Consider the following 19,932-nt stretch of genomic DNA (forward strand, 5'->3'; position numbering starts at 1 on the left):
ACGGGCACATGGTTGGATGGATGGGTGACTGCTGAGCTGATCCCCGGCGCGGACAGCGCCGCCCCCGCATCTCCAGCCGTCGACACGGACACGGTGATCAGCCTCGACGGTGTGGGCGTACGCCGCTCCGACACCGCGCTGCTGCACGACGTCGACTGGCGGGTCGAGCTGGACGAGCGGTGGGTGGTGCTCGGCCCCAACGGCGCCGGCAAGACCACCCTGCTCAACCTGGCCGCAGGTCGGCTGCACCCGACCACCGGCGCCGCCCACGTGCTCGGCGAACGCGTCGGCCGCACCGACCTCACCGAACTGCGTACCCGGATCGGGCTGACCACCGCCGCCCTCGCCGAGCGGATCCCCGCCGAGGAGCGGGTCACCGACGTGGTGCTCACCGCCGCCTGGTCGGTGGTCGGCCGGTGGCGGGAGACGTACGACCCGACCGACGAGGCCCGGGCCCGCGCGCTCCTCGGCCAGCTCGGCGTCGCCCACCTCGCCGAGCGCGGCTACGGCACCCTCTCCGAAGGCGAACGCAAGCGGGTGCAGATCGCCCGCGCGCTGATGACCGACCCCGAGCTGATGCTGCTCGACGAGCCCGCCGCCGGGCTCGACCTGGGCGGCCGGGAGGACCTGGTCGCCCGGCTGGCCGAGCTGGCGTACGACCCGGACGCCCCGGCCCTGGTGGTGGTCACCCACCACGTCGAGGAGATCCCGCCCGGCTTCACCCACGCGCTGCTGCTGCGCGACGGCGGCGTGGTCGCCCAGGGGCTGCTCGGCTCCACGCTGACCAGCGACAATCTCTCCAAGACCTTCGGTCTGCCGCTGTTGGTCGAGCGCTCCGGCGACCGCTTCACCGCCCGCGCCGCCTGAGCCGTCACCGCTGCCTGAGCCGTCACCATCGCCTGAGCCTTCACCGCCTGAGTCGTCATCGCCGCGTCGTTGGAGGAGCCTGTGGTGCCGCAGACCCGGGTCGTCGTCGTGGGCAGCGCCAACATGGACCTGGTCGGCGCGGCCGGAACCCTGCCCCGCCCCGGGGAGACGGTGCTCGGCACCGACTTCGTCATGGTCCCCGGCGGCAAGGGCGCCAACCAGGCCATCGCCGCCGCCCGCGCCGGTGCCTCCTGCGCCTTCCTCGGCGCGATCGGGTCGGACGCCTTCGGGGTCACCCTGCGCGCCCGGGTCACCGCCGCTGGTGTCGACACCGACCAGCTCCGGGTCAGCTATGGCACCTCCGGGGTGGCGCTGGTGATGGTGAACGCCGAGGGTGAGAACCAGATCCTGGTCACGCCCGGCGCGAACGCGGCCTTCACCGGGCTCACCGAGGGCGAGCTGACCGCCGTACGGGAGGCGGACGTGCTGGTCGCGCAGCTCGAGATCCCGGTGGAGACGGTGACCGAGGCGGCGCTGGCCGCCCGGTCCGCCGGCACCCGGGTGGTCCTCAACGCCGCACCGGCCCGCCAGGTACCACCGGAACTACTGGCCGCGGTGGACGTGCTGGTGGTCAACGAGGTCGAGGCCCGCGCGCTCACCGGACGGGGCCGCGAGGACCCGCACGCGCTGCTGGAACTGGTCCCCCGGGCGGTGCTGACCCTCGGCGGCCACGGCGCCTGGTACGTCGACCGGGACGGCACCGGCGTGCACGTCCCGGCGGTCAAGGTCGACGTGGTCGACTCCACGGCGGCCGGCGACGCGTTCACCGCCGCCCTGGCCGTGGCCTGGGGCGAGGGCCGGGACCTGCACGACTCGGTCTGCTGGGCGGCGGCGGCCGGAGCGGCCTGCACCCGCCGCTTCGGCGCGTCCGTCGCCCTACCCCACCGCCCCGAAATCAACGCCCTCTACACCCCACCCCCACCCACCCCCTAACCCCGCCCACCCGCCCACCCGCCCACCCGCCCACCCCGCCCACCCCAACCCCCAACCCCCTTCCCCGCCCGCACGCTCCCGCCCCACCCCCGCTCGCCCCGTTGATCATGAAGTTAGTGTCGCGACACGCCGAAGCGGGCGACAACAACTTCATGATCAACGGGGCGAGCGCGTGGGGGTGGGTGGGGAGGGGCGGGTGGAGGGGGGTGGGTTAGGCGGGTGGGTCGTCGGTACGGCGTTCACCTCGGCGGCGGAGCATGCCCAGGCCGGGGATACCGGCCACCGCGAGCTTCAGGTCCCGGGTCACGTCGAGCAGGTCGTGCAGGTCCGGTCCGACCCGGTCCAGGGTGGCCAGGATCGGCAGGATGTCGGCGGTCAGGTGTTCCTTGAGCTTCGGCAACTCGTCGACGAGCCGGATCGCGGCGGTCACCTCCTCGTGGCTGAGCTGCTCCACGAACCGGGCGGCCATCGGGGCGGCCCGCCGCAGTACCGGCTCGTACGCGGCCAGCAACTGCTCGGCGGTGGCGGCGGCGCTCCGGGCCGTCTCCACCGTGTCGGCCGCCCGCCCGGCGACCGTCTCCGCCGCAGCCACCACCGTCGCGGCGGACCCGGAGACCGACTCGGCCACACCGACCACCCGGCCTGCCGTGGAGGTCACCTGCTCGGCCTCTCCGACCAGGCGGCTTGCCGTGGAGGTCACCTGGCCGGCCTCGTCGACCAGGCGGCCTGCTGTCGAGGTCACCTGCTCGGCCTTTTCGACCAGTACGGTCGCGCGTGCCGCGACGACCGTCGCGTTGTCGATCGCGGTGGTCGCGGCGGCACTGATCACCGCGACCTCGCGGACGGCCGCCTCGGCGTCGGTGAGCACCTGGTCGGTCCGGTCCAGCGTCCGGTCGACCCGGTCGACCACCCGGTCGGTCCGGTCCAGTGTCCCCTCGATCCGGTCCACCACCCCGTCGATCCGGGCGACCAGCGCCTCCACGGCGTCGAGCACCGCGAAGGCACGGGCTGGGACGGCGGCGAACGAGGCTGCGGAGCCGAGCGCCTGATCGAGCGCGGAACGGGTCAACCCGAACACGGCGGTCGGGCGGGGGAGGGGGATCGCCATGGGAACAAGTGTGCGTCGTACCGGCCACCACCCGCCGTCCGGGCCGCGGACGTGCTCAGCGCCTCCGGCCGGCCGGGGCGGCGCGGGCGACCCGTACCGCCCACCAGACCAGGGGAACCTGGAGCGGGAGCCGGCCGAAGGCGACCGCCCGCCGGGCGGTGCCCTGGTGCCGCCAGTCCATCGCCATCCGCACGTTGGCCGGGAACACCCCCACGAAGAGCGCGGCGGCGGCCGATCCACCGGCCCGGCGGGTGGCCGGGTGGGTCACCGCCGCCGCCACGGCCAGCTCGGCCACCCCGCTCACGTACGTCCAGAAGCGGGCCGGACCGGGCAGCGACCTCGGCACGATCGGATCGTAGAACCGGGGCCGGGTGAGGTGGGTCACTCCGGCGAAGGCGAGCAGGCCGGCCAGCGCGAGCGCCCCCCGGTCCGTCCGGTCGGTCACCTGTCCCCCTGCTGTTCGACGGCGCGCTGCACGGCGCGGTAGATCTGCCCGAACCGTAGCGCGTCCGGGGAGGTGAGCAGCAGGATGTCGTGTCCGAGATGCCGGACCCACAGCTCGTGCACCCGGTCCCCGCGCTCGTACGAGCGGTCCAGCCAGCCCAGCGGCAACTCCAGGAACGGGGCGAGCACCAGCGCGCCGACCGCGAAGGCGGCGATCACGATCAGCGCCAGCGTCCAGTCGCCCCGGTCCTGCGCCGCCGCGCCGAGCACCGACACCGCGCAGACCAGCGCCACCAGCGGCGGCAACGACAACAGCAGGACCAGCGCGCCCCGACCCAGTTTCCGGGACCGCTGCCCCATGGTGGTCCGGCCCCGGGCGTGCCAGACGTACGTCACGTCGGTCAGCCGTAATGTCAGCCCTTCCACCTGGATCGACTCGGAGGTCACCTGCACCGTGTCGTCCTGGTAATAGAGCGTCATCTTTACAGTGAACCCTGTCGGCGCGACATCGGCACCTCCGTACCGCCGGCTGAGTGGTTGCGCAGTCGGTGCCCCGGCCTGACACCCTGTAACGATGACGAGCAGATGGCGTGACGCCGGTGTCGGGCTCGGTGTCCTGGTGGGGCTCGGCGCACTGGTGGCGGTACCGGCGGTGGTGTCGGCCGCCCTGCCCTCCCAGGGACCGCCGGTGACCCGGCCGGTCGACGTCGGGTACGGCGTCCGGGTCGACCCGCCGCCCGGCGCGCGACTGGACGTGGCCGAGTCCCGGCCGGGTACCGGTGAGGTGGTCCTGCGTACCGGCGAGGGCCTGCGGATCCGGCTCAGCGCGGTGGCGTACCAGGGTGACCCGGCGCCGTTCACCGCGCACGCGCGGCACCGGCTGGCCCGCGACGAACTGCTCCGCCCCGCCGGTCGACCGGAGCCGTTGCGCGCGTCCGGGCTGCGCGGCGAGTGGGGTCCGCTCACCGGGGAGCAGCCGGCCTGTTACGCGGTGCTCACCGGACCGGAGGTGGCGGTCACCGCGCTGGTCACCCCGGTGCCGGACTGCGCCGCGCTGCCCGCACCGGTCCGGGCGGCGCTGACCGGCCTGCGGTTGGACCCGTCGTGAACGGGGCCTACCCGCCGACGGGTACCCCGGTTGGACCCGTACCGAACCGGGCCTACTCGCCGGCGCGTACCCCGGCGTTCTGGCTGCTGGTGGCGGTGGTGACGGTGGGCGCGCTCGGTCCGCTGCTGCTGCTCGGCCTCGGGGCCTGGGTGGCGCCCCGGTCCGCGCTGGCCGCGCTGCCCCTGCTGACGGTCTACGCGGCGCTGAGCCTGGCCGTGCTCCGTTGGTTGGACCAGCTCGGCCGGCGGCCGTGGTGGCTGGTGCTGCTCGCGTTCGGTTGGGGTGCCACCGCAGCGGTCATGGTCGGTGCGCTCTCCGGCTACACGCTGGACGTCCTGCTGGCGCAGCTCACCTCGCCGGAGTTCGCGGCCGCCTGGGGGCCGGCCCTGGTCGCGCCGACCGCCGAGGAGACCGCCAAGGGTGCCGGGGTGCTGCTGCTCCTGCTGGCCGCCCGCCCGTACCTGCGTACCCCGTTCGCCGGCGCGGTCTACGGCGCGGTCGCCGGCGTGGGCTTCGCCACCGTCGAGGATCTCAGCTACGCGCTCACCGCCGCCGACGCGACCCTGCCCGACCACGCGCCGGACGCGTTGCGCGTCGTCGCCCTCCGCGCCGTCGTGCCCGGCCTGGTCGGCCATCCGCTCTTCACCGCCCTGGTCGGGGCCGGCATCGGGTACGCCGTGTTGCGCACCGACCGCCGCCGGGCCCGCCGGTGGGGGATGCTGGCCGGGGCGTTCGCCCTGGCCTGGCTGGTGCACGCGGCGGTCAACTCCCCGCTGGCGCTGCGCGGCACCGAGGTCCTCGGTCAGCTGCCGGTGGTCTCGCCGATGGCCGGTTACTTCCTGGTGGTCGGGGTGCCGGGCGCGCTCGGCTGGTACGCCCTGGCGGTGCTGCGCCGTCGGGAGGCGGCCCGGCTCACCGCCCGACTGGCCCCACCGGAGGACGGCGCTACCGGACCGGTCGGGGGAGGTGGACCGGACGGCGCTCCCGGACCGGAAGGCCGTCCCGGACCGGTCGGGGGAGATGGGTCGTTCGGGAAAGATGGGCTGGTCGGGGGGTACGGGTGGGGCGGGGGAACCGGGCCGGGTCGGTCGGGGGTGGCCGGGCCGGTGTTCGCGGTCGCCACCCGGGACGAGGCCGCCGCGCTGGCCACCGTCTGGGCGCGTACCAGGACCGTCCGCGCGGTCCGGCGTGCGCACGGCCCGGTCGCCGCCCGGACCCTGCGTCGGCTGTACGCGGCCCAACTCGCCTTCCTGGACCTGCCCACCGCCGGGACCTGGCGGGCGCGGGCCGAGCTGACGTCGGCCCGGACCAGGCTGGGTGAGCTGACCGGTTCGGTCGAGGGGCCGGTACCGCCCGCCGCGCCGACGGCGCCACGCTGGCTGCTGCCCGGGGCGGTCGCCCTCGGTGTCGCCGGCCTGCTGCACTGGCTGGTCCCGGCGCTGGCCGCGCTGGTGCTGGCGAACCGGCGGCAGCGGCCCGCCCCGCTGGCCGTCGCGGTGGCCGTCACCGGGTACGTCTGGTTGACCGGTGCGCTGCTCGCGTTCCTCTGACCCGGTGGGAGCCGACCGGGCACCGCGACCCGGGCTGCCCGGGGCGGTCGTCCGGCGGCAGCCGGGCCGGCGCGTCCACCGGACGTCGCCACCGCCGCGAGGATCGCCGCCGACGTCGTCGCGCTCTGGGCCGCCGCGGCGACGCCGACGAGCAGCGCGTCCGGGCCGGGCCCGGCGGCGGTACCGCCTACAGTCGACGGTCATGACCGAGCAGGAGCGCAACATCGGGATCGTCCGCCGGTACCTGCGTGCCTTCGTGACGAAGGACCTGGCCGAGGTGCGGTCGGTGGTCGACGAGGACGTGCGGATCTACGGTTCGGGCACCGCGGTCCGGGGGCGGCGCTTCGCCGAGCAGGCGGTGGCCTCGCCCGGTCTCACCGTGCTCGACCAGGAGATCCTGGAGCTGTACGCGGCCGGCGACCGGGTCGTGGTGTCGATGGCGCAGACCTACCGGCACGACCGGACCGGCCGGACGGCGGTGCAGAGCGCCTGCAAGATGTACCGGCTGTCCGGGGGACGCATCGTGCAGTTCTGGGGCGAGCAGGACCTGTACGGCCTGCTGCGCGGGCTGGGCCTGCTGCCCGACGTGCCGGTCAGTTTCGCCTGACCGCCGTCGGTCTGCCGAGCGACCGGTCCGCCGTCGGTCAGCGCCGCCGGACGGGTTGGTCGCGTTCCATGGCGCGTTGCAGCGCCCGGTAGATCTTCCCGAACCGGAGCGCGTCCCCGGTGCGGACCAGCCGTACCGGGCGGCCCTGCCAGCGGATCCAGATCTCCCGTTGCCGGCTGCCCCGGGCGTACGACCGGTCGAGGAACTCGAACAGCACGTCGGCGACCGGGCCGACCGCGAGGCCGACCAGCACCGACGCGCCGACGATGGCGATGGTGACCGTCCAGGACCGGTGCAGCCAGATCGCCACCGCGATGCCCAGCAGGGCGGCTACCAGCGGCCCGGCCAGTGCCGCGCCGAGCGCGCCCCGGCCGGCGAGCACCCGCCAGGAGCGGCTGCCCTTCTGGTGCCAGACCTGGCTGATCTCGGCCAGCGGGAAGCTCCGCCCGTCGACCCGGACGGCGGTGGACGTGACCTGTACCGACCTGTCGTCGTAGAACATGACCATCGTGCGACTCCCGGTGGCGGGGGCTGACACCAGACTACCTGCCCCAACGATCCGGGCCGTAAGGTTGGCACGCGACTTCGACGAGGAAGTGAGGGGCAGCGTGGGCGAGTTCGTGCGGCTGGAGACCAAGGACGGCATCGGCACCATCCGGCTGGACCGGCCGAAGATGAACGCGCTGAACAAGCAGGTCCAGGAGGAGTTGCGGGCCGCCGCCACGGCCGCCGCCGCCGACCCCGAGGTCCGCGCGGTCATCGTGTACGGCGGGGAGAAGGTCTTCGCCGCCGGGGCGGACATCAAGGAGATGGCCGACATGTCCTACGTGGACATGGCGGAGCGGGCCGCCGACCTGTCCAGCGCGCTCGGCGCGTTCACCCGGATCCCCAAGCCGGTGGTCGCCGCGATCACCGGGTACGCCCTCGGTGGTGGCTGCGAGCTGGCGCTGGCCTGCGACTGGCGGGTGGTGGCCGAGGACGCCAAGCTCGGCCAGCCGGAGATCAAGCTGGGCATCATCCCCGGTGCCGGTGGCACCCAGCGGCTGGCCCGGCTGGTCGGCCCGGCGCGGGCCAAGGATCTGATCATGTCCGGCCGGATGATCGACGCGCAGGAGGCGCTGCGGATCGGGCTGGCCGACCGGGTGGTCCCGGCCGCCGACGTGTACCTGACCGCCGTCGAGATGGTCAGGCCGTACCTGGACGGGCCGGTGCAGGCGCTGCGGGCGGCGAAGCTGGCCGTCGACGGTGGCCTGGACATGGACCTGAACTCGGGCCTGGCCTGGGAGAGTCAACTGTTCGCGGCGCTGTTCGCCACCGACGACCGCAGTGAGGGCATGGCCGCGTTCGTCGAGAAGCGCAAGCCCCGGTTCACCGGTCGCTGACCGGTGGTGGCGCGGGCGAGCACGATCAGCCCGCCGCCCGCCGCTCCCGTCGCCGATGCGCCGCCCCCGGCGGGTGCGCCGACGCGACCCCGAGTGTGCCGACGCGTGGACACGCCGGGTCGAAGCTTCTTCACGTTCGAGGTGACCGGCCGGTAACCTCGGACCGGTCACGCGACGGAGGGGAGCGGTCATGGCGGAGCGGATCGAGGGGCACGGCGGGGAGTTGGCGCTGGCGGCGCTGCGCGCGTACGGCGTACGTGAGATGTTCACCCTCTCCGGCGGGCACGTCTTCCCGCTCTACGACGCCGCGCACAAGATCGACTTTCCGGTGTACGACGTCCGGCACGAGCAGTCGGCGGTCTTCGCGGCCGAGGCGGTGGCGAAACTCCAGCGCCGCCCCGGCCTGGCCGTGCTCACCGCCGGCCCCGGCGTCACCAACGGCATCTCCGGCCTGACCAGCGCGTTCTTCAACGCGTCCCCGGTGCTGGTGCTCGGCGGCAGGGCCCCGGCGTTCCGTTGGGGCTCCGGCAGCCTCCAGGAGATGGACCATCTCCCGCTGGTCCGGCCGGTCACCAAGCACGCCGAGACGATCTTCGACACCGACGACATCCCCGGCATGGTGGCCGCCGCGCTGGACGCCGCGCTCACCCCGCACCGCGGGCCGGCCTTCCTCGACGTACCGCTGGAAGTGGTCTTCTCGGTCGGCGAGGCCGACCAGCCGGCGGGCCCGGCGCTCGCGCCGCTGGAGGCGGACCCGGACGAGGTACGGCGGGCCGCCGAGCTGATCGCCGGCGCCCAGCGACCGGTGATCATCGCCGGTTCGGACGTCTGGGCCGGGGACGCGGTCGACGCGCTGCGGGCCGCCGCCGAGGCGCTCGGCGTGCCGGTCTTCACCAACGGCATGGGCCGGGGCGCGCTCCCGCCGACCCACCCGCTGTCGTTCGCCAAGGCCCGCCGGGCCGCGCTGGGCGGCGCGGACGTGGTCGTGGTGATCGGCACTCCGCTGGACTTCCGGCTCAGCTTCGGCGACTTCGGCGACGCGCAGGTCGTGCACGTCGTCGACGCGCCCAGCCAGCGCGCCACGCACGTCGAGCCGGCCGTCTCCCCGGCCGGTGACCTGCGGCTGATCCTCACCGCGTTGGCCGACCACCCCGGCGACCGGGTCGACCACGCCGACTGGATCGCCGAGCTGCGCGCCAAGGAGGACGCGGCGAAGGCCCGCGACGCCGGGGAGATGGCCGCCGAGAGCGACCCGATCCGCCCGGCCCGGATCTACGGCGAGCTGCGCAAGGTGCTCGCCCCGGACGCGGTCACCATCGGCGACGGCGGCGACTTCGTCTCGTATGCCGGCCGCTACCTGGAGCCGGCCCAGCCCGGCACCTGGCTCGACCCCGGCCCGTACGGCTGCCTGGGCACCGGCATGGGGTACGCGATGGGGGCCCGGATCACCCACCCGGACCGGCAGGTCTGCGTGCTGATGGGCGACGGCGCGGCCGGCTTCTCGCTGCTGGACGTGGAGTCGCTGGTCCGGCAGAAGCTGCCCGTGGTGATCGTGGTGGGCAACAACGGCATCTGGGGGCTGGAGAAGCACCCGATGCGCGCCATGTACGGCTACGACCTGGCCGCCGACCTCCAGCCCGAGCTGCGGTACGACCAGGTGGTCACCGCGATGGGCGGGGCGGGCGAGACCGTCGCCAAGGCGGTCGACCTGGGCCCGGCCCTGGAACGGGCCTTCGACGCCGGGGTGCCGTACCTGGTCAACGTGCTCACCGACCCGACCGACTCGTACCCGCGTTCCTCCACGCTCGCCTGACCGGCGGCAGCGTCTGAGCAGCTAATTCGGCGGCGCTCCCCGCCCGGCACGGTTACCGTCGGCCACGGCACGACCGAAAGTTGTCACACCCCTCGGTCATGCTGGCCGGATCACTGTGCGCGTACGGAACGGGGAGTTGTCCATGACCCATGCCATCCGGGCGGAGGGGTTGGTCCGGCGCTTCGGCGCGACCACCGCTCTCGCCGGAGTCGATCTGGAGGTGCCGAGCGGGTCGGTCTTCGGCCTGCTCGGCCCGAACGGGGCCGGCAAGACCACCACGGTACGGGTGCTCGCCACCCTGCTGCCCGCCGACGAGGGGCACGCCACCGTCGGCGGGTACGACGTCGCCCGGGACGCCCACCGGGTCCGCCAGCTGATCGGGCTGACCGGCCAGTACGCCTCGGTCGACGAGACCCTCACCGGCGCGGAGAATCTGCTGCTCATCGGCCGGCTGCTCGGGCTGGGCCGGGCCGACGCGAAGGCCCGCGCCCGCGAGCTGCTCGCCGACTTCCACCTCACCGACGCCGGTGACCGGGCCGCCAAGACCTACTCGGGCGGCATGCGCCGCCGCCTCGACCTGGCCGCCAGTCTGGTCGGCCGGCCGCAGGTGCTCTTCCTCGACGAGCCGACCACCGGCCTCGACCCGCGCAGCCGCAACGAGCTGTGGGACATCGTCCGCAACCTGGTCGCCGAGGGGGTGACCGTGCTGCTCACCACGCAGTACCTGGAAGAGGCCGACCAGCTCGCCAGCGAGATCGCCGTGGTCGACCACGGCCGGGTGATCGCCCAGGGCACCCCGGAGGAGCTGAAGGCGAAGACCGGCGGGCAGACGCTCACCGTCCGTCCCGAGCGGGGTGACGACCTGCCCACCGTCCTGACGATCGCCGGGCAGGTCTCCGGGCACGCCCCGGAGGTCGCCCACACCACGGTCACCGTGCCGGTGAACGACCCGACGGTGCTGCCGACCGTGGTACGCCGTCTCGACGAGGCCGGGGTGGTGGTCGCCGAGCTGGCGCTGCGCGGCTCCAGCCTCGACGAGGTCTTCCTCTCCCTCACCGGCCACCGGGCCGAGCCGGGCACCCCGGAGCAGCCCGAACTGGAAGGGAGCCTGGCATGACCGCCGTCACCGCGCCCGCCCCGCTGGCCCCGGCCCGCCGGCTCAGCCCGGCAGCCGGGCTGTCGCACACGCTGACCCTGGCCTGGCGGAGCCTGGTCCAGATCAAGCACAACCCGATGGAACTGCTCGACCTGAGCATCCAGCCGGTCATGTTCGTGCTGCTGTTCACGTACGTGTTCGGTGGGGCGATCTCCGGTTCCCCGGGGGAGTACCTCACGTTCGCGCTGCCCGGCATCATCGTGCAGAACGCCTTCTTCGCCACCATGACCACCGGTTTCGGGCTGAACAACGACCTCACCAAGGGCGTGTTCGACCGGCTGCGCTCGTTGCCGATCGCCCGCTGGGCCCCGCTGGCCGGGCGGATCCTCGCCGACACGGCGAAGCAGGCCTGGTCGGTGTCGCTGCTGCTCGCCGTGGGCATGATCCTGGGCTTCCGGCTGCACAACGGGGTGCTCGGTCTGCTCGGGGCGTTCGCGCTGCTGCTGGCGTTCTCGCTGGCGGCGGCCTGGGTCTCGGTGCTGGTCGGGGTCATGGTCAGCGAGCCGGAGAAGGTGCAGATCTTCGGGTTCATGGTGATCTTCCCGTTGACCTTCACCAGCAACGCCTTCGTCCCCACCGACACCATGCCCGGCTGGTTGCAGACCTGGGTGGAGGTGAACCCGGTCACCGTGCTCGCCGACGCGCTGCGCGGTCTGCTGGTCGGTGGGCCGGTCGCCGGCCCGGTGGTCCAGGCGCTGCTCTGGGGGGCCGCGATCGCGGCGGTCTTCGCCCCGCTGGCGGTCCGGGCGCTGCGCCGCCGGGTCTGACTGACCGGCCCGGACCGGGCTTCCGGCCCGGGTCCCGGTCAGCACCGGGGCCCGGGTCAGTACGTCGGGTCCGGGACCCGGTGGGGACCGGTCCGGGTCAGGACGTCTGGTCCGGGTCGGTACGCCGCTCCGGGGTGTCGGCCCGGTCGGGGTCGCGCTCGCGGCGCTGATCCTCCTCGCGGCGCAGGTCCTCCTCGCGTCGGCGCAGGTCCTCCTCCCACCGCCGGAACAGTTCCTCGTCCCGCTGCCGGGCCGAGTCGGCGAGGGACTTCAGAAACTCGGGGTTGTCGTCGGGGGCGATCGGGCCCGGACGCGGCGAGGCGGCCCGGGGCGCACCGCCGCCGCTGGCCGGCCGGCCGGCGACGAACCAGGCGATCGGGCCGAGCAGCGGCACCACCAGGATCACCGGCACCCACAACGCTCTCGGCAGCGCCCTGACCTGGTGCTTTTCGGCAGAAAGACAGTCGATCAACGCCAGTGAGGCGATGACCACCTGGATCACGATGAGGAAGAGGAAGACCCGGACCATTCACCAATCATGACGCACTCCGAGCAGGTCACCACAGCGTCGGCAGGACGAGCAGGGTGCCGAGCAGGGCGTACCCGACGGCGGCGAGAGCGACCAGCGGGAGCCTTCGGCCGCCACTGGGCGCCGGGCCGGTGCCGGTGGCCCGGGGCCAGCAGACCCGGACGGCCAGTCCCCAGACGAGCAGGGCGGAACCGGCAGCCAGCGCGCCGACCGGCCCACCGCCGAGGGCCAGCCGGACGGTCAGCACGGTGACCGCGGTCAGGGCCAGCGCGGTGCGCCGCCAGGCGAGCCTGGTCCGTTCGGGTTGCAGCCCCGGGTCCACGCTCATCCCGGGACCCCGCGGAACCGCGTCCGGGCGGCCCGGGAACCGGCGGGACACCAGCGGAGACGTCGCCGCGAGCGGCCGGTCCCGGTCGGGCCGGTCACGAGCGGCCCACCGCGCGGGCCAGGACCGCCACCACCAGCAGCGCCGCCCCGAGCCCCACGGTCAGGGCGAGTACGGCCGGGAACCGGGAGGCGGGCAGGTCCTCGCCGAGCCGGATGGCCCGCTCGGTCCGCGCCCAGTGGTCCACCGCCCGGACGGCCACCGTACCGCCGAGCAGCAGCAGCACGATCGCGATCACCTCGCGCAGGTGGTCCAACGGCAGCGGCGGCAGGAACTGGGCGGCGGCCAGCCCACCGGCGATCAGCGCCAGTCCGGTTCGTAGCCAGGCCAGGAAGGTCCGTTCGTTGGCCAGCGAGAAGCGGTAGTCGGGACGGGTGCCCACCGTCCGCATCTCCTGCGGGTCGAACCACCGCCTGATCGCCTGCCACACAGCGTCATTATCCCGTCGAACCCGGACGTAGCCTGGAGTGGTGACCGATCTTGATGCGAGCACCCTGCGGACCGCGTACGACAACCAGCTCCGGCCGGACGTCCCGGACCCGGTGCCGGACGGTGTGACGGTCGAACGGGACGGCCCGCTGACCCGGATCGTCGGTCTCGACCACCGCGGTTTCCTCACCTACCGTGACCTCGACGGCCTGACCGGTGCGGAGCTGGACGCCCTGATCGTCCGCCAGCGGGACCTGTTCCGGGGGCGGGGCGAGGCGGTCGAGTGGAAGCTGCACGGCCATGACGAGCCCGCCGACCTGCCCGCCCGGCTCCGGGCGGCCGGATTCGTGCCGGAGGAGCCGGAGACCGTCGTGGTCGGGGCGGTCGCGCCGCTCGCCGCCGCGATCCCGGTCATCCCCGAGGGGGTACGCCTGCGGGAGGTCGCCGACCGCGCCGACCTGGAACGGATCGCGGCGATGGAGGCGGAGGTCTGGGGGAGCGACCGGAGTCACCTGGTCGACGGGCTGGCCCGGGAGATCGCCACCGATCCGCAGGCGCTGACGGTGGTGGTGGCCGAGGCGGGGGAGACGGTGGTCAGCGCCGGCTGGGTCCGGTACCCGCCGGGCACCGGGTTCGCCACCCTCTGGGGTGGGTCGACCCTGCCGCGGTGGCGACGCCGGGGCGTCTACCGGGCGCTGGTGACGCACCGGGCCCGGCTGGCCGGGCAGCGGGACCGCGCCCTGTTGCAGGTGGACGCGTCGGCGCAGAGCCGGCCGATCCTGGAACGGCTCGGGTTCGTCCCGGTCACCACGACCACTCCGTACGTCTACACTCCGTGATCATGGGCCAGTCGCTGACCGCCGAGGAGAAGTTGACCCTCAAGACCGGCGCGTTCGGTGCCGTCTTCCTGGTGTCGAACGCCGACCCGGGGCTGCTGGCCCTGGTCCGGGAGAGCTTCGCCGCCTCCGGGGTGATCGCGGGTGCGCGTGGGGTGGTGAAGGACGCGCTCACCTCCGGGCCGCTGCCTCGGCTGCCGGAGGGTTCGGCCCAGCAGGTCGAGTTGGCCGCTCTGGGGGCGTTGGACCGGGCGCTGGCGATCCTGCGGGAGAAGGCGCCGGGCGAGGTGGCCGCGTACCGGTCGGTGGTGCTGACCGCCGCGGACCGGGTGGCCCGCGCGCACCGGGGGGTGGATCCGGCCGAACAGGTGGCGATCGACCGGATCAGGGCCGTCCTGGACGGTACCGACTGACCGGGGCGGTCGCGGGGTGCGGGGCGGGGGTCCAGAGGGTCCGGACGGCGAGCCGGACGCACCGTTCGCGCAGCCGTCCGCAGGCGCACCGGTACGCGCTCGGGGGCACCCGACGGCGGCAGGCCGTCGCCGGGGCAGCCGCCGACGTGGCTGACCGTCCTATCCCGTCTTGCCGCGACATGTCGTGAACCTCCCGATTCGCGACTGTAGCCGCTGGTGGGCCTTCGGGTGAGCTGTGTCACGCTGAGTGCCCCGAAGGGCGATGCTACTGACAGGTAACATTGCCGGTGTGGGTAACTGCACGACAGCCTGCGGTTGACCGGCGTCCCGGAAAGCGCGAGGCTGCGCCCGGGACCGGGCGAGCAAAGCCATCACCAACAGGAGGGGTCGTCGAAGCGCGATGAACATCGTCGTACTCGTCAAGCAGGTGCCCGACTCGGGCGCGGACCGCAACCTGCGTAGTGACGACAACACCGTCGACCGCGGCTCGGCGAACAACGTCATCAACGAGATGGACGAGTACGCCATCGAAGAGGCGTTGAAGATCAAGGAAGCGCACGGCGGCGAGGTGACCATCCTGACCATGGGTCCGGACCGGGCGACCGAGTCGATCCGCAAGGCGCTCTCCATGGGGCCCGACAAGGCCGTCCACGTGGTGGACGACGCCCTGCACGGCTCCTGCGCGGTGGCCACCTCCAAGGTTCTCGCCGCCGCCCTCGGCACGCTCAACGCCGATCTGGTGATCTGCGGTGCCGAGTCCACCGACGGCCGCGTCCAGGTGCTGCCGCACATGCTCGCCGAGCGGCTCGGCGTGGCCGCGCTGACCGGCGCGCGCAAGCTCACCGTCGACGGCGGCACGCTGACCGTCGAGCGGCAGACCGAGGAGGGCTACGAGGTCGTCACCGCCTCCACCCCGGCCGTGGTCTCCGTCTGGGACACCATCAACGAGCCCCGGTACCCGTCCTTCAAGGGCATCATGGCGGCCAAGAAGAAGCCGGTGCAGACGCTCTCCCTGGCCGACCTGGGCGTCGCGCCCGGCGAGGTCGGCTTCGACGGTGCGACCAGCACGGTCGTCGAGCACAGCAAGCGTCCGCCGCGCTCCGGCGGCGCCAAGATCACCGACGAGGGCGACGGCGGCGCGAAGCTGGTCGAGTTCCTCGCCACCGAGAAGTTCGTGTGAGGGGTCCGGACATGTCTGAGGTTCTCGTCGTCGTCGAAGCCACCCGGGAATTCGGCGTCAAGAAGGTCACCTGCGAGATGCTCACCCTCGCCCGCGAACTGGGCACCCCCGCCGCGGTGGTGCTCGGTGGCCCCGGCGCCGCCGAGGCGCTGAGCGCCAAGCTGGGCGAGTACGGCGCGGAGAAGATCTACGCCGCCGAGAGCGAGGAGATCGACGGCTACCTGGTCGCCCCCAAGGCGACCGTACTGGCCGAGCTGGTCGGCCGGGTGCAGCCGGCCGCCGTGCTGCTCGCCTCCTCCCAGGAGGGCAAGGAGATCGCCGCCCGGCTCGCCGTCAAGCTGGACAACGGCATCCTGACCGACGTCGTCGCGCTGGCCGCCGACGGCACCGCCACCCAGGTCGCCTTCGCCGGCTCCACCATCGTGAAGTCGAAGGTCACCAAGGGTCTGCCGCTGGTCACCGTCCGACCCAACTCGGTCAACCCGGTGCCGGCGGCGGCCAGCCCGGCCGTCGAGCAGCTCACCGTGACCGTCACCGACACCGACAAGCTGGCCAAGGTGGTCGACCGGGTCGCCGAGCAGAAGGGCTCCCGCCCGGAACTCACCGAGGCGTCGATCGTCGTCTCCGGTGGTCGGGGCGTCGGCAACGCCGACAACTTCAAGCTGGTCGAGGAGCTGGCCGACCTGCTCGGCGGCGCGGTCGGGGCGTCCCGGGCCGCCGTCGACTCCGGCTACTACCCGCACCAGTTCCAGGTGGGCCAGACCGGCAAGACCGTCTCCCCGCAGCTCTACGTCGCGCTCGGCATCTCCGGGGCCATCCAGCACCGGGCCGGCATGCAGACCTCGAAGACCATCGTCGCGGTCAACAAGGACGGCGAGGCGCCGATCTTCGAGCTGGCCGACTTCGGGGTGGTCGGCGACCTGTTCAAGGTCGTCCCGCAGGCCGCCGAGGAGATCCGCAAGCGCAAGTGAGCGGTACGCACGCACCGGGGCCGCGGAACCGTCAGGTTCCGCGGCCCCGTCGCCGTACGGGAGCTGATCGGCGGGCCGGGGAGCTGAGCCGGCCCGCCGATCAGCTCGTCAGGGTGCCCCGCAACAGGCTGTCGCCGGAGTGGGCGGTGTCGTTGTCGTACTGCTCGGCCGACACGTCGACCACCGAGTACCGGTCGAGGTCGACGTTAGGGGGCAACGGTAGCAGCGCGTCCGCGCCGCCGCCGAGCACTCCCACCGAGAACATCTCCATCGTGGCCGGGTCGATCAGCCACACCTCGTAGTAGCCGGGCACCTCGGGCAGGTTCGCCACGTGCAGGTGCAGCCGGCCGTCGGCGAACACCCGGGCGTCCCCGGTGGCCTCCGGCGGCGTCGCCCCGTACGCGGCCAGCGGCGCGCTCGCCAGCACCTGCGGCGGCGGCTCCGGAGCGTCCGGGCGTACCACGGTCAGGGTGCCGACCACGCCGAGCACCGCGGCGGCGGTGGCGGTCAGACCGGTCGCCAGCCAGCGGGAGACCCGGCGCGACCGCCGCCCCGGCCGGGCGGCCGGTGCCCCCGGTCCGGTCCCTACCGGGCGCGGCCCGGTGCCGTCCTCCGCCGCGTTCCGGCCGGTCGCGCGCCCCCCGGCGGTCGGGCCGGTCCCGCCCCCGGCGGCGTTCGGACCGGTCGGGTGCCCGCGGGCGTTCCGGTCGGTCGGGTTCCCGGCGGGGTACGGGCCGGTGCCGTTGCCGGCGGTGTCCGGGCCGGTCGGGTTTCCGGCGGTGTGCGGGGCGGTGCCGTTGCCGGTGGCCGGCTGCGGGCGGCGCGGGCGGGTCAGCGTCGGCAGGGACTGCGCCGCGGCGACCTCGGCGGTGATGGCGTCCCAGATCTGCGGCGGCGGCTCCGGCAGGTCGCGCAGCGCCTGCGTCTCCGCGCCCAGCCCGGCGACGTGCCGCAGGGCGGCCAACTCGGCCCGGCAGTGCGCGCAGCCGTCGAGGTGGTGGTTCTCGCCGGTGTCCGCCTCGCTCTCACCGAGCGCCAGAAAGACCAGCCGGTCGTGTTCCAGGTGCTGCACCGTCCACCTCCCATCGGCGTTTCAGACTCGCCATGCCACGTCGGATGTGGCTCTTGACCGTGCCCAGCGGCACTCCGGTCACCGTCGCTATCTGCTGGTGGGTCAGGTCGTCGAAGAACGCCAACTCGAGCATCCGCCGCTGGTCGGCGGGGAGCCGGGCCAGCTCGTCGGCGACCACCAGCCGGTCGACGACGCGGTCCGGGTCCGGCCCGGTCGGCTCCGGTTCGGGCAGCTGCCGGACCGTCTCCACCGCCCGGGTCTCCCGGGCGGCCGCCCGTAGCCGGTCCACCACCTTGCGTCGGGTGATCCCGAGCAGCCAACCGACCAGGGAACCCTTCGACGGGTCGAAGGTCTCCCGGCCCATCCAGGCCGCGACGAACGCCGCCTGGGTGACGTCCTCGGCGTCGGTGCGGTTGACCAGCGTGCTGGTCGCCAGGTGGAAGACCGCCCGGCCGTACCTGTCGTACGCCTCCCGCAGGGCCGTCTCGTCGCCGGCGCGGAAACGCGCGGCCAGGTCGTCCTCGGGAGGGCCGGTGTCGGGTGTCTCCGCTGTCACCGGGCGGCTCGCCTTACGTGGGGCATGCCCGACTGTAACTCCCGCAGTCATCGCACCACCCTCCCGGTCGGTCGCTCCGACGCACGTTCACCTGGGTTCTTCGTCGCGGAACGGCCATCCGGATGCGGATCGGACGCGGAAAAGAAAAGTTCCCGACCCCGCATCCGGCCGGCGGGACGCCGACGTAACCCGTTCCGCAAGCCAGGCCTGGCGCGTACGGCACCTTCCCCAGCGAGATCGGCACCACCCTTCAGGAGGAACAGCCATGCAGGTTTCGTACTTCCGTCGCCTCACCGCGGGCACCGCGGTGGCCGTGGCGACGTTCGCCGGCGTCAGCGCGTTCACCGCCTCCCCGGCGTACGCCGCCACGTCGAAGGTCTCCGTGGTGCACGGCATCCCGGACACCCCGGTCGACGTGTACGTCAACGGCGAGAAGACGCTGGACAACTTCCAGCCCGGCGACGTCGCCGGCCCCCTGGACCTGGAGGAGGGCCAGTACGACATCGCCCTCACCAAGCCGGGCGAGCCGATCGGCAGCGCCATCCTGAAGGTCGACGACGCGCAGGTGCCGGGCGGGGCGAACATCAGCATCGCCGCGCACCTCGACGCCGGCGGCCAGCCCAAGATCACCCCGTTCGTCAACGACACCGCGAAGGTCGACGCCGGCAAGGCCCGGCTGATCGTCCGGCACACCGCGGCCGCCCCGGCGGTGGACGTCCGGGCCGGCGGCACCCCGGTCTTCGAGGACCTGACCAACCCGAACGAGGCCAAGGCCGACGTGGACGCCGGCAGCGTCTCCGCCGACGTGGTCCTCGCCGGTACCGAGACCGTGGCGATCGGCCCGGCCAACCTGAACCTGGCCGAGGGCACCGCCACCATCGTCTTCGCGATCGGTTCCGCCGAGGCCGACAACCTGGAACTGGTCTCGCAGACCATCACCGGGCTGCACTCCGCGCCGAGCGGCGTACCCAGCGGGGACGGTGGCCTCGCCGGCACCGGCCCGCAGACCTGGTGGTACGTGCTCGCCGGAGCCGGCGCGCTGCTGCTGGTCGGCGGCGGGGCCCGGATGGCGACCGCCCGGGCCGGTCGCCGGTGACGGTGCGCAACCGCGGCGCGCTGGCGGCGATGGCCGCCGGCGCTGCCGCGCTCACCGTCGCCACCGTGGTGGCCTGCGGCAGCCAGCCGGCCGAGAACGTGGGCGGTGGGGACGTCGAACGCCTCGCCAGCGCCACCCCGCCCCCGGCCAGCGCCCCCGCCGCCACCCGGGTCCCGGTCACCTCCGGGGACCTGCCCACCGCGGCCGGCACCGTACCACCGACCCGGCTGCGCATCCCGGCGATCGGGGTCACCGCCACCGTCGACGCGGTCGGCATCAACGAACGGACCGACGAGTTCGACGTACCGCCCAGCGTCGACCAGGTCGGCTGGTACCGGTACGGCCCCGGCCTGGAGGCCGAGGCCGGATCGATCGTCGTCGCCGGGCACGTGGACAGCGCCACCCAGGGCAAGGGGGCGTTCTACCGGCTCCGCGAGCTGGACCGGGGCGACACCGTCACGGTCACCGGCAGCGACGGCCGGGAACGCGCGTACCGGGTGGTGGGCCGCGAGGAGTACGACAAGACGAAGATCCCGTTGGAGCGCTACTTCGCCCGGGACGGGTCGGTGCGGCTCACCCTGATCACCTGTGGTGGCCCGTTCGACGCCGAGGCCCGCCGCTACCGGGACAACATCGTGGTCACCGCGGTACCCGCCTGATCCACTCCGGC

24 protein-coding genes are annotated in these 19,932 nt (G+C 73.8%); 15 read left to right on the forward strand and 9 right to left on the reverse strand.

Features of this window, described 5'->3' with window-relative positions; genetic code table 11:
• Nucleotides 1–24 precede the first annotated feature (24 nt).
• Both PVK37_RS13260 and PVK37_RS13265 read left to right on the forward strand, forming a co-directional pair.
• Nucleotides 25–867: an ABC transporter ATP-binding protein gene (locus PVK37_RS13260; RefSeq protein WP_275034224.1), complete on the forward strand. Its 843-nt coding sequence runs from the start codon at nt 25–27 to the stop codon at nt 865–867.
• Nucleotides 868–951: 84 nt separating this feature from the next.
• Nucleotides 952–1,860, forward strand: coding sequence for a ribokinase (locus PVK37_RS13265; protein WP_275034225.1), 909 nt, complete (start codon nt 952–954; stop codon nt 1,858–1,860).
• A gap of 211 nt (nt 1,861–2,071) precedes the next feature.
• Here PVK37_RS13265 and PVK37_RS13270 read toward each other — a convergent pair whose 3' ends face one another.
• From PVK37_RS13270 to PVK37_RS13280, 3 genes are read right to left on the reverse strand one after another with little or no spacing between them, the layout of a single operon-like run.
• Complete coding sequence (locus tag PVK37_RS13270; RefSeq protein WP_275034226.1) at nt 2,072–2,968, reverse strand: hypothetical protein; 897 nt, start codon at nt 2,966–2,968, stop codon at nt 2,072–2,074.
• A 55-nt stretch (nt 2,969–3,023) separates the two neighbouring features.
• Nucleotides 3,024–3,413, reverse strand: a complete 390-nt coding sequence (locus tag PVK37_RS13275) for a DoxX family protein (RefSeq protein ID WP_275034227.1) — start codon at nt 3,411–3,413, stop codon at nt 3,024–3,026.
• Nucleotides 3,410–3,892 (reverse strand): DUF6232 family protein, encoded by a 483-nt coding sequence (locus PVK37_RS13280; protein ID WP_275034228.1) that lies wholly within the window; start codon nt 3,890–3,892, stop codon nt 3,410–3,412. The genes PVK37_RS13275 and PVK37_RS13280 overlap by 4 nt, the downstream gene beginning before the upstream one ends.
• 94 nt (nt 3,893–3,986) lie before the next feature.
• Between PVK37_RS13280 and PVK37_RS13285 the strand changes: the two genes are divergently transcribed.
• The 3 genes from PVK37_RS13285 to PVK37_RS13295 all read left to right on the forward strand — a co-directional run bounded on the left by PVK37_RS13285 (nt 3,987) and on the right by PVK37_RS13295 (nt 6,677).
• Nucleotides 3,987–4,520, forward strand: coding sequence for a hypothetical protein (locus PVK37_RS13285; protein ID WP_275034229.1), 534 nt, complete (start codon nt 3,987–3,989; stop codon nt 4,518–4,520).
• Nucleotides 4,517–6,070: a PrsW family intramembrane metalloprotease gene (locus tag PVK37_RS13290; protein WP_275034230.1), complete on the forward strand. Its 1,554-nt coding sequence runs from the start codon at nt 4,517–4,519 to the stop codon at nt 6,068–6,070. Before PVK37_RS13285 ends, PVK37_RS13290 begins: the two co-directional genes overlap by 4 nt.
• Nucleotides 6,071–6,272: 202 nt before the next feature.
• Complete coding sequence (locus tag PVK37_RS13295; protein WP_275034231.1) at nt 6,273–6,677, forward strand: nuclear transport factor 2 family protein; 405 nt, start codon at nt 6,273–6,275, stop codon at nt 6,675–6,677.
• 37 nt (nt 6,678–6,714) lie between these two features.
• Here PVK37_RS13295 and PVK37_RS13300 read toward each other — a convergent pair whose 3' ends face one another.
• A complete protein-coding gene (locus PVK37_RS13300) occupies nt 6,715–7,185 on the reverse strand; it encodes a DUF6232 family protein (protein ID WP_275034232.1) in 471 nt (156 codons plus the stop codon).
• 100 nt (nt 7,186–7,285) lie between these two features.
• On the opposite strand from PVK37_RS13300, the gene PVK37_RS13305 reads away from it, so the two are divergent.
• The 4 genes from PVK37_RS13305 to PVK37_RS13320 all read left to right on the forward strand — a co-directional run bounded on the left by PVK37_RS13305 (nt 7,286) and on the right by PVK37_RS13320 (nt 11,795).
• Nucleotides 7,286–8,059 (forward strand): enoyl-CoA hydratase-related protein, encoded by a 774-nt coding sequence (locus PVK37_RS13305; RefSeq protein WP_275034233.1) that lies wholly within the window; start codon nt 7,286–7,288, stop codon nt 8,057–8,059.
• A gap of 190 nt (nt 8,060–8,249) precedes the next feature.
• Entirely contained in the window at nt 8,250–9,872 is a 1,623-nt protein-coding gene (locus tag PVK37_RS13310; RefSeq protein ID WP_275034234.1) for an acetolactate synthase, read from the forward strand.
• Between the two features lie 142 nt (nt 9,873–10,014).
• Nucleotides 10,015–10,989: an ATP-binding cassette domain-containing protein gene (locus PVK37_RS13315; RefSeq protein WP_275034235.1), complete on the forward strand. Its 975-nt coding sequence runs from the start codon at nt 10,015–10,017 to the stop codon at nt 10,987–10,989.
• Nucleotides 10,986–11,795, forward strand: coding sequence for an ABC transporter permease (locus PVK37_RS13320; protein WP_275034237.1), 810 nt, complete (start codon nt 10,986–10,988; stop codon nt 11,793–11,795). Before PVK37_RS13315 ends, PVK37_RS13320 begins: the two co-directional genes overlap by 4 nt.
• Nucleotides 11,796–11,892: 97 nt before the next feature.
• On the opposite strand, the gene PVK37_RS13325 is transcribed toward PVK37_RS13320, so the two are convergent.
• The 3 genes from PVK37_RS13325 to PVK37_RS13335 all read right to left on the reverse strand — a co-directional run bounded on the left by PVK37_RS13325 (nt 11,893) and on the right by PVK37_RS13335 (nt 13,100).
• The gene (locus PVK37_RS13325) at nt 11,893–12,324 is read right to left on the reverse strand and encodes a PLD nuclease N-terminal domain-containing protein (RefSeq protein WP_275034238.1); all 432 of its coding nucleotides are present in this window, start codon (nt 12,322–12,324) and stop codon (nt 11,893–11,895) included.
• Between the two features lie 28 nt (nt 12,325–12,352).
• Nucleotides 12,353–12,652 (reverse strand): DUF202 domain-containing protein, encoded by a 300-nt coding sequence (locus tag PVK37_RS13330; protein ID WP_275034239.1) that lies wholly within the window; start codon nt 12,650–12,652, stop codon nt 12,353–12,355.
• Nucleotides 12,653–12,746: 94 nt separating this feature from the next.
• Complete coding sequence (locus PVK37_RS13335; RefSeq protein WP_423791077.1) at nt 12,747–13,100, reverse strand: YidH family protein; 354 nt, start codon at nt 13,098–13,100, stop codon at nt 12,747–12,749.
• 79 nt (nt 13,101–13,179) lie between these two features.
• Here PVK37_RS13335 and PVK37_RS13340 point away from each other — a divergent pair, with 79 nt between their 5' ends.
• The 4 genes from PVK37_RS13340 (at nt 13,180) to PVK37_RS13355 (ending at nt 16,538) form a co-directional block, all read left to right on the forward strand.
• On the forward strand, nt 13,180–13,977 hold the full coding sequence (locus PVK37_RS13340; protein ID WP_275034241.1) for a GNAT family N-acetyltransferase: 798 nt from the start codon (nt 13,180–13,182) through the stop codon (nt 13,975–13,977).
• A complete protein-coding gene (locus tag PVK37_RS13345) occupies nt 13,974–14,387 on the forward strand; it encodes a hypothetical protein (protein WP_275034242.1) in 414 nt (137 codons plus the stop codon). Before PVK37_RS13340 ends, PVK37_RS13345 begins: the two co-directional genes overlap by 4 nt.
• Before the next feature lie 400 nt (nt 14,388–14,787).
• Nucleotides 14,788–15,567: an electron transfer flavoprotein subunit beta/FixA family protein gene (locus PVK37_RS13350; RefSeq protein ID WP_275034243.1), complete on the forward strand. Its 780-nt coding sequence runs from the start codon at nt 14,788–14,790 to the stop codon at nt 15,565–15,567.
• 11 nt (nt 15,568–15,578) lie between these two features.
• Entirely contained in the window at nt 15,579–16,538 is a 960-nt protein-coding gene (locus PVK37_RS13355; RefSeq protein WP_275034244.1) for an electron transfer flavoprotein subunit alpha/FixB family protein, read from the forward strand.
• Nucleotides 16,539–16,638: 100 nt separating this feature from the next.
• On the opposite strand, the gene PVK37_RS13360 is transcribed toward PVK37_RS13355, so the two are convergent.
• Entirely contained in the window at nt 16,639–17,610 is a 972-nt protein-coding gene (locus tag PVK37_RS13360; protein ID WP_275034245.1) for an anti-sigma factor, read from the reverse strand.
• The gene (locus tag PVK37_RS13365; RefSeq protein WP_275034246.1) at nt 17,564–18,166 is read right to left on the reverse strand and encodes an RNA polymerase sigma factor; all 603 of its coding nucleotides are present in this window, start codon (nt 18,164–18,166) and stop codon (nt 17,564–17,566) included. Before PVK37_RS13365 ends, PVK37_RS13360 begins: the two co-directional genes overlap by 47 nt.
• Before the next feature lie 265 nt (nt 18,167–18,431).
• Here PVK37_RS13365 and PVK37_RS13370 point away from each other — a divergent pair, with 265 nt between their 5' ends.
• The gene (locus PVK37_RS13370; RefSeq protein WP_275034247.1) at nt 18,432–19,262 is read left to right on the forward strand and encodes a DUF4397 domain-containing protein; all 831 of its coding nucleotides are present in this window, start codon (nt 18,432–18,434) and stop codon (nt 19,260–19,262) included.
• A complete protein-coding gene (locus tag PVK37_RS13375; protein WP_275034248.1) occupies nt 19,259–19,921 on the forward strand; it encodes a class F sortase in 663 nt (220 codons plus the stop codon). The genes PVK37_RS13370 and PVK37_RS13375 overlap by 4 nt, the downstream gene beginning before the upstream one ends.
• Nucleotides 19,922–19,932 lie beyond the last annotated feature (11 nt).

The sequence above is a fragment of the Micromonospora cathayae genome (assembly GCF_028993575.1).
GTDB classification, from domain to species: Bacteria; Actinomycetota; Actinomycetes; order Mycobacteriales; family Micromonosporaceae; genus Micromonospora; species Micromonospora cathayae.

Bases quoted from the DNA above. Each gene is read 5' to 3' on its own strand.
- PVK37_RS13270 (WP_275034226.1), bottom strand. From the start codon at position 2,968: ATGGCGATCCCCCTCCCCCGCCCGACCGCCGTGTTCGGGTTGACCCGT.
- PVK37_RS13280 (WP_275034228.1), bottom strand. From the start codon at position 3,892: ATGACGCTCTATTACCAGGACGACACGGTGCAGGTGACCTCCGAGTCG.
- PVK37_RS13285 (WP_275034229.1), top strand. From the start codon at position 3,987: ATGACGAGCAGATGGCGTGACGCCGGTGTCGGGCTCGGTGTCCTGGTG.
- PVK37_RS13295 (WP_275034231.1), top strand. From the start codon at position 6,273: ATGACCGAGCAGGAGCGCAACATCGGGATCGTCCGCCGGTACCTGCGT.
- PVK37_RS13300 (WP_275034232.1), bottom strand. From the start codon at position 7,185: ATGGTCATGTTCTACGACGACAGGTCGGTACAGGTCACGTCCACCGCC.
- PVK37_RS13310 (WP_275034234.1), top strand. From the start codon at position 8,250: ATGGCGGAGCGGATCGAGGGGCACGGCGGGGAGTTGGCGCTGGCGGCG.
- PVK37_RS13315 (WP_275034235.1), top strand. From the start codon at position 10,015: ATGACCCATGCCATCCGGGCGGAGGGGTTGGTCCGGCGCTTCGGCGCG.
- PVK37_RS13320 (WP_275034237.1), top strand. From the start codon at position 10,986: ATGACCGCCGTCACCGCGCCCGCCCCGCTGGCCCCGGCCCGCCGGCTC.
- PVK37_RS13325 (WP_275034238.1), bottom strand. From the start codon at position 12,324: ATGGTCCGGGTCTTCCTCTTCCTCATCGTGATCCAGGTGGTCATCGCC.
- PVK37_RS13330 (WP_275034239.1), bottom strand. From the start codon at position 12,652: ATGAGCGTGGACCCGGGGCTGCAACCCGAACGGACCAGGCTCGCCTGG.
- PVK37_RS13335 (WP_423791077.1), bottom strand. From the start codon at position 13,100: ATGCGGACGGTGGGCACCCGTCCCGACTACCGCTTCTCGCTGGCCAAC.
- PVK37_RS13350 (WP_275034243.1), top strand. From the start codon at position 14,788: ATGAACATCGTCGTACTCGTCAAGCAGGTGCCCGACTCGGGCGCGGAC.
- PVK37_RS13355 (WP_275034244.1), top strand. From the start codon at position 15,579: ATGTCTGAGGTTCTCGTCGTCGTCGAAGCCACCCGGGAATTCGGCGTC.
- PVK37_RS13370 (WP_275034247.1), top strand. From the start codon at position 18,432: ATGCAGGTTTCGTACTTCCGTCGCCTCACCGCGGGCACCGCGGTGGCC.